General features: G+C 75.5%; 10 protein-coding genes. 7 read left to right on the top strand and 3 right to left on the bottom strand.

The features are described from left to right. Window positions 1-10: 10 nt before the first annotated feature. Entirely contained in the window at window positions 11-736 is a 726-nt protein-coding gene (locus HH311_RS12325; RefSeq protein ID WP_169183957.1) for an IclR family transcriptional regulator C-terminal domain-containing protein, read from the bottom strand. Window positions 737-816: 80 nt separating this feature from the next. On the opposite strand from HH311_RS12325, the gene HH311_RS12320 reads away from it, so the two are divergent. Next, entirely contained in the window at window positions 817-1,905 is a 1,089-nt protein-coding gene (locus HH311_RS12320; protein WP_169183956.1) for a mandelate racemase/muconate lactonizing enzyme family protein, read from the top strand. 53 nt (window positions 1,906-1,958) lie between these two features. Beyond that, window positions 1,959-3,197, top strand: coding sequence for an iron-containing alcohol dehydrogenase family protein (locus HH311_RS12315; protein ID WP_211190151.1), 1,239 nt, complete (start codon window positions 1,959-1,961; stop codon window positions 3,195-3,197). 9 nt (window positions 3,198-3,206) lie between these two features. Here HH311_RS12315 and HH311_RS12310 read toward each other — a convergent pair whose 3' ends face one another. Then, window positions 3,207-3,698, bottom strand: coding sequence for a pyridoxamine 5'-phosphate oxidase family protein (locus HH311_RS12310; protein ID WP_169183955.1), 492 nt, complete (start codon window positions 3,696-3,698; stop codon window positions 3,207-3,209). A 519-nt stretch (window positions 3,699-4,217) separates the two neighbouring features. Here HH311_RS12310 and HH311_RS12305 point away from each other — a divergent pair. The 3 genes from HH311_RS12305 (at window position 4,218) to HH311_RS12295 (ending at window position 6,800) form a co-directional block, all read left to right on the top strand. After that, the gene (locus HH311_RS12305) at window positions 4,218-5,381 is read left to right on the top strand and encodes a fatty acid desaturase family protein (protein WP_396027439.1); all 1,164 of its coding nucleotides are present in this window, start codon (window positions 4,218-4,220) and stop codon (window positions 5,379-5,381) included. A 37-nt stretch (window positions 5,382-5,418) separates the two neighbouring features. Next, window positions 5,419-6,204, top strand: coding sequence for a GAF and ANTAR domain-containing protein (locus HH311_RS12300; RefSeq protein ID WP_169183953.1), 786 nt, complete (start codon window positions 5,419-5,421; stop codon window positions 6,202-6,204). A gap of 116 nt (window positions 6,205-6,320) precedes the next feature. Then, window positions 6,321-6,800: a hypothetical protein gene (locus tag HH311_RS12295; protein WP_169183952.1), complete on the top strand. Its 480-nt coding sequence runs from the start codon at window positions 6,321-6,323 to the stop codon at window positions 6,798-6,800. A gap of 19 nt (window positions 6,801-6,819) precedes the next feature. On the opposite strand, the gene HH311_RS33260 is transcribed toward HH311_RS12295, so the two are convergent. Continuing rightward, window positions 6,820-8,139, bottom strand: coding sequence for a CdaR family transcriptional regulator (locus HH311_RS33260; RefSeq protein WP_169183951.1), 1,320 nt, complete (start codon window positions 8,137-8,139; stop codon window positions 6,820-6,822). Between the two features lie 199 nt (window positions 8,140-8,338). Between HH311_RS33260 and HH311_RS12285 the strand changes: the two genes are divergently transcribed. Continuing rightward, window positions 8,339-9,589, top strand: coding sequence for an alpha/beta hydrolase (locus HH311_RS12285; RefSeq protein ID WP_169183950.1), 1,251 nt, complete (start codon window positions 8,339-8,341; stop codon window positions 9,587-9,589). Between the two features lie 277 nt (window positions 9,590-9,866). Further along, on the top strand, window positions 9,867-11,933 hold the full coding sequence (gene thrS / locus HH311_RS12280; RefSeq protein WP_169183949.1) for a threonine--tRNA ligase: 2,067 nt from the start codon (window positions 9,867-9,869) through the stop codon (window positions 11,931-11,933). Window positions 11,934-11,947: the final 14 nt, after the last annotated feature.

The raw sequence follows: 11,947 nt of genomic DNA, 5'->3' as shown, positions 1-11,947 counted from the left end.
GTACCCGCCCTCACGCCCGCGGCGAGGCGAGCCGCGAGGAGAGCTCGCCCGCGGCCTCCACGGTCGCCGCGGCGAGGGCGGGCAGCACCGGGCGCACGCGCGCCGCGGGGCCGGAGACGTTGACGGCGGCCACCACGCCGCCGTGGACGTCGCGCACCGGCGCCGACGCCCCGGCCAGGCGCGGGTCGAGCTCGCCGTCGACCACCGCCATCCCGTCGCCGACCACCCGCGCGGCGAGGCGCGGGTCGAGGCCGCGGGTCGCGAGCCGGCGCGCGAGCCCGGCCTCGTCGCGGAAGGCGAGCAGCACCCGGCCGGCGGAGCTGACGACGATCGGCATGTCGGAGACGTCGAACCCGGTGCGTGGGGGCGAGCCGTCCCCGGCGACGGTGAGCACGGTCGCCACGGCCTCGCCGTGCAGCCGGCAGAGGTGGGCCCCGACGCCGAGCCGGTCGGCGAGCCGGGCGAGCACCCGGCCCGCGGTGCGCACCAGGCGCGCCTCGGTGGTCCGGGCGGCGAAGGCGTAGAGCCGCCAGCCCAGGGCGTAGCGCCGACTCGCGGGGTCGCGCTCGACGAGCCCCTCCTCGGCGAGCACAGCGAGCGCCCGCGAGACCTGGCTCTCGGTGCGCCCGGTCAGCGCGGCCAGCCGCGACACCCCCAGGCCGGCCGCCTGCGCCTCGGGGGCGGAGAGGGCCGAGAGCAGGTCGACGTCGCGTCGCAATCCCGCGCCGCCCGCCACCTGTCCACCTCACCAGAGTCCTTGCGCTCACCGCAAGACGTGCTTGTCGCGGCGAGCAGCGGCGGCGTGCACTCGGGACCGTGAAGATCACCGCGATCCGGGTGACCGAGCACGGGATCGAGCTGGACCCGCCGATGCACGCGGCGTGGGACCCCGACCCGCGACGGCGCTTCGCCGCCACCGTGGTCCGCGTCGAGACCGACGAGGGCGTGACCGGCGTCGGCTCGGGCGACACCATGGCCGGCTTCGCGCCGCACGTGGAGCACTTCCTGGGCACCGACCCGCTCGCGATCGAGCCGCAGGTGCGCCGCATCGAGTCGGTCGCCTTCCACGGCGGGCGGTTCTGGCCGCTCGAGGCGGCGCTCTGGGACATCGTCGGGCAGGTCGCGGGCCTGCCCGTCTCGGTGCTGTTCGGCGGCGTCGCCGACCGGCTGCCGGTGTACGCGTCGTGGTGCTCGGTGCAGGCCCCGCAGCGGCGGGCCGACGACGCGGCCGAGCTGGTCGAGCGGGGCTTCCGCGCGGTCAAGGTCCGCGTCGACCCGCGCGACCCCGAGCCCGGCGTCGCCTCGGTCGCCGCCGTCCGCGCGGCCGTGGGGGAGCGGCTCGACGTCCTCGTCGACCTCAACCAGGCGTGGCGCATGCCCGGCGACACCCGCCCCCCGGTCGAGCTGGCCGGGATCCGGCGCCTGGTCCGCCGGCTCGCCGAGTACGCGCCGGGCTGGATCGAGGAGCCGCTGCCCTACGCCGACGTGGCCGGGCACCGGCAGCTGCGCGCGGAGAACCCCGGGATCCGGATCGCGTCGGGGGAGATGCTCGACGACGCCGCCGCGGTCCGCGCGCTCGTCGACGGCGACGCCCTCGACGTCGTGCAGACCGACGTCGTGCTCGCGCTGGGCATGTCGCGGACGCGCCACCTCGCCGAGTCGATGGCGCGGCGGCACCGCCGGTTCACCCCGCACACCTGGTCGAACGGCCTCGGCCTGCTGGCGAACCTGCACGTCGCGGCCGGGGTCGGGGCCGGCCCGTACCTCGAGTTCCCCTACGACCCGGCGGGCGGCTGGACCCCGGGGCGGCGCGACTTCCTGCTCACCGAGCCGCTCTGGCCCGCCCCCGACGGCACCCTCGCCGTCCCCCAGGCGCCCGGACTGGGCGCCGCGCTCGCCGTCTGACCATCCGATCCCCGTCGAGGAGGCCCCGCCGTGAGCACGACCCGGACCACGCCGTGAACGCCGTCCAGCCGCGCCCGGCCGCCGACGGCGGGGCTTTCCTGCCACTGGATGCAAGCAACGCCGCTCCGCGTGCACCGGCCCCGTGCGCGTGCGCCGCGACCACCCCCTTCGTCCACGAGCCCGGGCCCGCCGTCGACTCCGGGCCCGGCGCGCTCGCGCGCCTCGGCGACCACGTCCTCGACGTGCACGCCGGCGCCCGGACCGGCGGCGCGGTCGTCGTGACCGACCCCGGCCTGCGGGCGGCGGGCATCCTCGACGAGGCGCTGACCGTGCTCGCGGCGGTCGGGTGCCCGACGGTGGTGGTCGACGACGTGCCCGGCAACCCGACGGTGCCGTCGGTCGAGGCGGGCGCGACCGTCGTGGCCGGCGCGTTCCCCGGGACCCGGCCCGTCGTCGTCGCCCTCGGCGGCGGCTCCGCGCTGGACGCCGCCAAGGGCATCGCCCGGCTCGCCGCGGACCCGTCCGGTCCCGGACTGCCGCTGGTCGCGGTCCCGACGACGGCGGGCACCGGCGCCGAGACCAACGGGTTCGGCGTGCTCGAGGACCCGGTCCGGCGCTGCAAGGTCTACTGCGGCGACGCGAGCACCACCCCGCGGGTCGCCGTCCTCGACCCGGTGCTCACCCACGGCCTGCCCGCGGGCCCCACGGCGGCCACCGGCGTCGACGCGCTCGTGCACGCGGTGGAGTCGCTGGTCAGCCGCGGGCGCAGCCCCGTCTCCGAGGCGTTCGCGACCGAGGCGCTGCGCCGGGTGTGGCGGTGGCTGCCGGTCGCGGTGGCCGACGGCGCCGACGCCACCGCCCGGGCCGAGATGCTCCTGGGGGCGCACCTCGCCGGGCAGGCCCTGACCCGCAGCGGGCTCGGCCTGGTGCACGCGCTGGGACACGCGCTGACCGCGCACCACGGCGTCGTGCACGGCCGCGCGCTGGGGATGGTGCTCCCCGAGGTCGTCGCGTGGTCGCTCGAGGACGGCCTCTCCGGCGCCGACGAGGGCGCGTGGGCCCGGGTGGCCGAGACGCTCGGCGTGCCGGTGGCGACCGTCCCGGGGGCGCTCGCGGACTGGTGCGGCGCGGTCGGGGTGGCGACCGCGATCGACGGCGGCGCGCTCGGCGTGGGGCGCACCGAGGTCGACGCGCTCGCCACCACCGCCGCCGCCGACCCGGTGGGCCGCAACGCTCCGCGGGCGGCCGACCGGGGGGCGCTCGCGACGCTGCTCACGCGCTCCCTGCGGTGACCGTCCCGATCAGTGCTTGCGCACCACGGTCTCGGGCCAGCCCTCGCGCCACGTCGTGATGTCGAGGTGCCCGTCGGTGACGGTCACCGCGGACGCGCCGACGAACCCGGCGCGGTAGCAGTGCTCGAAGGGCTCCCCGCGGATGTCGAGGCCGATCTCCTCGTACACCGCCTCGGCGAACCGCCGGTGCAGGGCCTCGTCGTGGACGTCGGTGACGGTGCCCCACACCTTGGCGTCGCCGTCGGAGACGTGGGTGTCGACGGTGGCCGTGTGCAGCGTGAAGCGGGGGTCGCGGGCGAGGTCGTCGAACTTGGCGGTCCGGGGCATGCCCACGAGCCACAGTTCGCCCTCGAAGAACCGCGGTTCCATGGGGCTGACGCGCGGGAAGCCGTCAGGACGCAGCGTCCCGAGCAGGCAGAGGTTCCCGGTCGCGGCGTGCCGCCGGACGAAGACCTCGGCGATCGACGGCGCGTGTGTGCGGAACGCCTCCCAACCGGCCACGGGTCGAGGCTGGCGCGGCGCGACGCGCGTCGCAAGGGAAACCGGACGAAACGGCAGGAACGGCCACGAACTCGCCGTGGTGGCGCCATGTCGGCGGAGTTTTGTGGAGATGCAACAGAACCGGTCGCCACCTCCTCGTTTCCGGCGTAGCAGGCACGGTGACCGCGTCCCTACCGTCGGTCGTGTGATCGCACGAGCACCGGTCCCGGTCCACCGGGAGCCCGTCGGCCCGTCGGTCCCCGCCCTGATCACCGGCGTCCCGGGCTGCGAACACCCCACCGTGGGCGTCACCGCGGAGCCCGACGCCGAGGCCGCCGACACGACGGCGGCCGCCGGCGCCCCCGCCCGGCCACGGCGGGCGACCCCCACCTCGACCCCCAGAGACCACCGCTCCCCAGCGCCCAGGAGGTCCTCATGACGATCCTCGCGAACCCCGAGACCATCCCCGAGCACGTCACCCGCATCAACGAGGCCAAGACGCCCACCGGGCCGGGCCGCCCCGGGGCCAGCAGGGCGCACATCACCGCCTCCACCGCGCACCTCTCGGTGGCCGACGTCGAGCGGATCGGCGCCGAGCTCGAGGCGATCCGCGACGAGGTCATGTCCTCGCTCGGCGAGGCCGACGCCCGCTACATCCGCCGCGTCATCACGGCCCAGCGCGGCCTCGACATCGCCGGCCGCGCGCTGCTGCTCGGCGCGCTCTTCCCGCCGGCGTTCGTGCTCGGCACCGCCTCGCTCGCCGTCGCGAAGATCCTCGAGAACATGGAGATCGGGCACAACGTCCTGCACGGGCAGTGGGACTGGATGCGCGACCCGGAGATCCACTCGACGACCTGGGAGTGGGACCACGTCTCCACCGCGGCCGGGTGGCAGCAGACGCACAACTACCTGCACCACACGTACACCAACGTGCAGGGCAAGGACCGGGACATCGGCTACAACGTGCTGCGGGTCGACCCCGACCAGCCGTGGCAGCCGATCCACCTGATCCAGCCGCTGACCAACCTGGGCCTCGCGCTGATCTTCGAGTGGGGCATCGGGATGTTCGACCTCGAGCTCGACCAGGTCCAGCGCGGCGAGGCCACCTGGGCGCAGAAGATGCCCGAGATCAAGAAGATGGCCCGCAAGGCCGGCAAGCAGCTGGCCAAGGACTACCTGGTGGGCCCCGCCCTGGCCGGCCCGGGCTTCGTCCAGGCCGCGATGGGGGCGTTCCTCGCCAACACCATCCGCAACATCTGGTCGCACGCGGTGATCTTCTGCGGGCACTTCCCGGTCGAGGTGGAGACCTTCGACGAGGAGCGCCTCGAGGACGAGACGCAGGCCGAGTGGTACGTCCGCCAGATGCTCGGCTCGGCCAACATCGAGGGCTCGTCGCTGCTCCACCTGATGACGGGCAACCTCTCGCACCAGATCGAGCACCACCTGTTCCCGGACCTGCCGTCCAACCACTACGCGCGGATCGCGCCGAAGGTCCGTGACCTGTGCCGCCGCTACGGGCTGCCCTACCACTCGGGCCCGATGTGGAAGCAGTACGGCGGCGTGCTGTGGAAGATCGCGCGTCTCTCGCTGCCCGGCGGGCACGAGACGATCGAGAAGCGTCGCCGCCGGGCGCTGCCGGTCGGCCGCAAGGCGGTGGCGACGCTGCGCCGGCTGCGGGAGCGCGCTGCGCCGGTCGCGGCCTGAGCTCGCTCTCGTCCCGTCCCTGCTTCCCCGGGATGCGATGATCCGTCGCGTGGGCGGCGGGGACAGGTGGCGGGAGGAGCGGGAACGGTTCGTGAACGACGATGTGGAGGCACTCGGGCCCCTCGCCGAGGAGTTCGTGTCGCTGGGCGAGGCCCTCACGATCGGTGAGGTCGGCCTCGGCGTGATCGAGGTGCTCGAGCGCATCGTGCGGTCCGCGCAGAAGGTGGTCGGCGCGGACGTGGTCTCGGTGACCCTGCGCGACGGCTCCACCTTCACGACGCCGGTCGAGACCGACCCGATCGCGAGCAAGGCCGACGCGGTGCAGTACGAGCACACCGAGGGCCCGTGCGTCGAGGCCACCCTCGACGCGGGCCTCGGTTTCGCCGCCTCGTCCGACCTGCGCCACGACACCCGCTGGACCCGGTTCGGTCCCGCCGCCGCGGACCTCGGCCTGCACGCGGTCTTCGCCACGGGCATGTTCCCCCGTGACGCCGGCCCGCGGATGGGCGCGCTGAACTACTACTCGCGCACCCCCTACGGGCTCGACCAGGCCGACAAGGACGTCGCGCTCGTGTTCGCCACCCACGCCGCCGTGGCGCTGCGCGGCGCGAAGGCGGTGGAGGCCGCGGAGCTGCGCGCCACCCAGCTCACCGAGGCGGTGCAGTCGCGCGACGTCATCGGACAGGCCAAGGGCATCCTCATGGAGCGGCGGGGGCTGACGGCCGACCAGGCCTTCGACACGCTGCGCCGCACTTCGCAGGACCTCAACGTCAAGCTCCGCGACCTCGCGCAGACGTTGGCCGATCGGCGCGCCGAGCTCTGATAGCGTGTGGTCCCGGTCACGTTTCGTGATGTACACGATCGGTGACCCCCGGTAGACCCTCCCGCCGAGACCGCTGCGGGCTCCGTTCGAGCAGAGCGGCTTCGCGGAGGTGCTCCATGACGTCGTCAGTCCACGCCACGAGCGAACCACGGCCGACCAGGTCGTCCCGACCGGTCGCGCCACGTCCCGCCCTGACGGGGACGGTCGACCAGCGCCGTCGGCAGGCGCGGGTCGCGGCCGTCCGCCGCGGGCAGGAACACCCCGAGGCGAGCGCCGGCGTCGGCCTCTGCCGCTACGACGACGGGTGCGTCGCGCTCGCCGCCGTGGGCGCCGGCGGGCCGGCCCAGGTGCGGGCCCTGCGCTCGCTGCGCGGCCGCCTCGCCCGCGAGGCGTGGGCCGAGCTCGTCATCGACCTCTCCGGTCTCGACGGCGACTGCGGGCCCGCGCTCGTCCGCGTCCTCGGCCAGCTGCGGGTGCAGCGACTGAGCTCGGGCGCCCGCGTCGAGGTGCACGGGGCGCCGCCCGCCCTCACCGCGGAGCTCGGCGCCCGCCCGGCGACCGCGTACACGGTCCACGACGCGCCGCCGGCGCGCTGAGGGCGCCCCGGTCCCGCCGTCAGCCCTCGACGGCGGGATCGGCGAACGCGGCGCCGAAGCGCAGCGCCAGGGACACCTCGAGGCGGGCCACCGGGTCGTCGAGGGCGCCCGCGAACGACTCCTTCAGCCGGGCCAGCCGGTAGCGGACCGTCTGCGGGTGCACGTGCAGGCGGCCCGCCGTCTCGGCGATGTCGCCGTGCGCGTCCAGCCACGCCCGCAGCGTCGTCACCGCGCGGTCGCGCGCCGAGGCGGTCATCCGGCGCAGCGGCTCGAGGCGCTGGGCCACCAGGTCGGCGGTCACCGAGACGTCGGCGTGCAGCAGCAGCGCGAGCAGGTGGTCGTCCGCGCGCACCAGGCCCGACGCGGGGCGCGCGTCGCGGGGCCGGTCGTCGTCGGGCTCCGGCCGGATGTCGCCGGACGTGACCAGCGGCCACGCCGCCCGCGCCCGCTCCACCGTCCGCGCCACCTGGTCGACCGGCACCGTCGGGCCGACCACCGCGGTGACGCCCGCGGTCGCCTCGAGCAGGGCGTCCGCGCGGCCGGGACCGTCGGGGTCGGGCACCACGAGCACCCCGAGCCCGTCGACCCGTGACCCGAGCACGTCGGCGGGCAGGCGCCGGCAGACGGCCTGCGTGGCGTCCTCGTCGCACACCACGACGGCGAGCGAGCGCGGCAGCGCCCACTCCGCCTCGCGGGCGAGCCGCTCCAGCTCGGGACCCTCCGGCGGGGGCGTACGCAGGAACGCCGCGACCAGCGTGTGCCGGCGGGCGTGCCGGGAGCCCGCCGTGAGGCTCTGTTCGTGCGCGTAGCCCGCGACCGAGGCCGCGGCGAGCTGCTCGGTGTACTCGAACAGCGCCTCGGCGAGCCGGAAGATGCCGTCGGGACCCAGCCCGTAGGCGTCGCTGCCCGCCGAGATGCGCCGCCACATCACGCGCGAGCCCACCCGGTAGGCGCTCTGCAGCGCGTCCATGGTGCGGCCGTGGCGGTGCTCGACGCGCCCGAGCTCGAAGTAGACGCGGGTGTCGGGGAGGTCGTCGTCGGTGCCGAGGAGCTGCAGGAACTGCTCCAGGGCCACCGACACGCCCTGCCGGATGTTCTGGCCGAACACGCCGTCCATCGACAGCGCGTACTCGGCGACCTCGCCCCGGACCTGCTCGATGATGTCGTCCCCGGTGTCGAGGACGACCGAGCGCATGCGGTCGGCCGCCTCGGCCGGCACGTCGGCCCAGGGGTGGCGCCGCGGGGCGGTGTCGGGGTCCCCGACGGCGCGCAGGCTCGCCCGGCCCACGCCGACCGGGCACCCCGGGGGAGCCTTCTCGGCCCTCACTCCGTCCGCCACGACCCTCATTGTGACCCACCCGGGCGCCGCCGTGGGGTCGGTCGCGATCCGCGCCACGCCCACGACGCGAAACCGCGCGTGTCGTGCGCGACGCGCAGGAGGCGGGCACAGTGCGCTCACAGCCGGGAGCGGCATGCTCACGGGGGGTCGGCGCCCGGGATCGGGCACCGGGGGCCGGGTCGGCGGCGGAGGTGGCGGGGTGACGGGCGAGGCGCCGGCGAGCGGTGCGGGCGGCCGACCGCGGGCGCGGGGCGTGCCGTGGGCCGCGACGCTGGCCGCGATGGCCACCGGCGCCGGCGCCTCGCTCGTCGCCGCGGCCGGGTTCCGGCCCCTGACCCGGCGCTGGCCCGAGGCGATCGGCGCCTCGCTGCTCGCGGCGTTCGCCACGGAGCTCCCGCGCCCCACCGCCGCGCTGACGGCGGCGACGGCCGTGACGGCGGTGCGCCGGGGCGCGGCCCGGACCGTGCCGGGGCGGCTGGGGCTCGGGCTCGCGACGGCCGCCGTCGTCGCCCTGCTGACGCTCGACCGCCGCGCCCGGGCCACCGGGCAGGTCCTCGCCGAGGCGCTCGGGTCCCGCAGGCCCGTCGCGGAGCCGCCGGCGTGGCTCCCGCCCCGCGCGGTCACCGCGCCCCGGCGCTTCCGCGCCGCCGGGGCCCGGGACGTCGCCTACGGCCCGCACGGGCGGGAGAACCTCCTCGACGTGTGGCGCCACCCGGACCTGTCCCGCGACGCCGGCGCCCCCGTCCTCGTCGAGATCCACGGTGGGGCGTGGTCCTCGGGCCGCAAGGAGGGCGACGCCAACCCGCTGATGAGCCACCTCGTCGAGCGCGGCTGGGTGTGCGTGACGGTGAACTACCGTCTCGGCCCCGGGGCGCGCTGGCCCGCGATGATCGACGACGTGCGCGCGGCGCTGCGGTGGGTGCACGCGAACGTCGACGCGCACGGGGGCGACCCCGGCTTCGTCGCGGTGACCGGCGGCTCCGCGGGGGCGCACCTGTCGGCGCTCGCCGCGCTGACCGGGGAGGGCGACACCCGGGTCGACGCCGCGGTCACGCTCTACGGCATCTACGACCTCACCGAGGACGACGGCAGCGGCACCCTCGACCTGCTGCTCGCCGAGACGATGATGCCGGGGACGCTGACCGACGACGGGGAGGCGTGGCTCGCGGCCTCACCCGCCCACCGCGTGCACGCCGACGCGCCCCCGTTCTTCGTGCTGCACGGCACCGGCGACGCCATCGTGGTCCCCGAGCAGAGCCGCGCCTTCGTGCGCGCGCTGCGGGCGGTCTCGGCCCACCCGGTGGCGTACGCCGAGCTCCCGCACGCCCAGCACGGGTTCGACCTGCTGCCCACGCCGCGGACGCTGCAGGTGGTGCGGGCGGTGGAGGCGTTCCTGGTCGACGTGCTCGGCCGCCGCCCCGCGCGCCCCGGGGCGTCAGGTGCCCGGTGACCCCGCATCGGCGTGATCAGCGGGACCTCATCGCCGCGGGGCGCTACCGCGGACGGCAATGACGTCCCGGTGGTCGCCCGGCACCGACCCCGGCCGCCCACCGCCACCGCACGACCGAGTCACGACGACCCGGTCGCTCCGCACCACGTCGACCTCCCGCCGCCGTCCCTCACCCGCAGCGCGCCCTGCGAACCCGGTCGCCGCCGATCGATAGGCTGGACGCACGAGGCGGAGACCCTCCGCCCACCCACACCCCGCACGATCCAGGAGTAGCGCCGTGTCCTCGCTCGCAGCCCCCGCGCCCGCCGCCACCGTCCGGGTCGGCGCGGGCACGACGGCGGGCGAGGCGGTCCGGGAGGCGGGGCTCTCCGGCAGCGGCCCGAGCACCGTCGTCGTCGTCCGCGCCCCCGACGGCGCCCTCAAGGACCTCGCCTGGCGCCCCGAGCAGGACGTCGACGTCGAGCCCGTGCGGGCCGACACCGAGGACGGCCGCGCGGTGATCCGCCACAGCGCCGCCCACGTCCTCGCGCAGGCCGTCCAGCAGCAGTTCCCGGAGGCCAAGCTCGGCATCGGGCCGCCGGTGACCGACGGCTTCTACTACGACTTCGCCGTCGACCGGCCGTTCACCCCCGAGGACCTCGAGTCGCTCGAGAAGGCCATGCGCAAGATCGTCAAGGCGAAGCAGCGGTTCGCGCGCCGCGAGTACGAGTCGCTCGACGCCGCCCGCGAGGAGCTCGCGGGCGAGCCGTTCAAGCTCGAGCTCGTGGACCTCAAGGGCACCGCGGACGAGGACGACAGCGAGATCATGGAGGTCGGGGCGGGGAACCTCACCGCCTACGACAACATCCACGCCCACACCGGCGAGCGGGTCTGGGGCGACCTCTGCCGCGGCCCGCACATCCCGACGACCGGCTACATCCCGGCCTTCAGGATCACCCGGTCCGCGGCCGCCTACTGGCGCGGCGACCAGCGCAACGCCCAGCTGCAGCGGATCTACGGGACCGCATGGGAGTCGCAGGAGGCCCAGGACGCCTACCTCGAGCGGCTCGCGGAGGCCGAGCGCCGCGACCACCGCCGTCTCGGGGCCGAGCTGGACCTGTTCAGCTTCCCCGACGAGATCGGCTCCGGCCTCGCGGTCTTCCACCCCAAGGGCGGGATCATCCGCAAGGAGCTCGAGGACTACAGCCGGCAGCGGCACTCCGAGGCCGGCTACGAGTTCGTCAACACCCCGCACGCCACCAAGGGGACGCTCTTCGAGCTGTCCGGCCACCTGCAGTGGTACGCGGAGGGCATGTACCCGCCCATGCAGCTCGACGCCGAGTACGACGAGGACGGCGAGCTCAAGCGGGCGCCCATCGACTACTACCTCAAGCCGATGAACTGCCCGATGCACAACCTCATCTACCGGTCGCGCGGGCGGTCGTACCGGGAGCTGCCGCTGCGGCTCTTCGAGTTCGGGACGGTCTACCGGTACGAGAAGTCGGGCGTGGTGCACGGCCTGACCCGCGCGCGGGGGTTCACCCAGGACGACGCGCACATCTACTGCACCCGCGAGCAGATGGCGGACGAGATCACCTCGCTGCTGACCTTCGTGCTCGGCCTGCTGCGCGACTACGGGCTCGACGACTTCTACCTCGAGCTCTCCACCCGCAACCCGGAGAAGTCGATCGGCACCGACGAGGAGTGGGAGGAGGCCACCCGGGCGCTGCGGGACGCCGCGTCGACCTTCGGCCTCGACCTCGTCGACGACCCGGGCGGCGCCGCCTTCTACGCCCCGAAGATCAGCGTGCAGGCCAAGGACGCCATCGGGCGCTACTGGCAGATGTCGACGATCCAGGTCGACCTCATGCTGCCCGACCGCTTCGAGCTGGAGTACACCGCCGCCGACGGGTCCCGGCAGCGCCCGGTGATGATCCACCGGGCGCTGTTCGGGTCCATCGAGCGCTTCTTCGGGGTGCTCCTCGAGCACTACGCGGGCGCGTTCCCGGCGTGGCTGGCGCCGGTGCAGGCGGTCGCGATCCCGGTGTCGGGGGACCAGGCCGACTACGTGGACGGCATCGTCGGGAAGCTCCGGGCCCGGGGGCTCCGGGTCGAGGCCGACCACTCCGACGACCGCATGCAGAAGAAGATCCGCACCCACACCCTGCAGAAGGTGCCGTTCCTGCTGCTCGCGGGCGGTAAGGACGCCGACGCGCACGCCGTGTCGTTCCGGTTCCGCGACGGCAGCCAGGTCAACGGGGTGCCGGTGGACGACGCGGTGGCGGCCCTGGCCGACTGGGTCGCGCGGCGCGAGAACGCGTCCCCGGACGAGGCGACCTTCGGCCCGCTCGTGACGCGTGCCTGACCCGACGAGCACGA

The sequence above is a fragment of the Actinomycetospora sp. TBRC 11914 genome, from assembly GCF_012933465.1.
Lineage (GTDB): Bacteria > Actinomycetota > Actinomycetes > Mycobacteriales > Pseudonocardiaceae > Actinomycetospora.
Note: the sequence above shows the minus strand (reverse complement) of the source record. Positions and strands in the feature narration are given on the sequence as shown.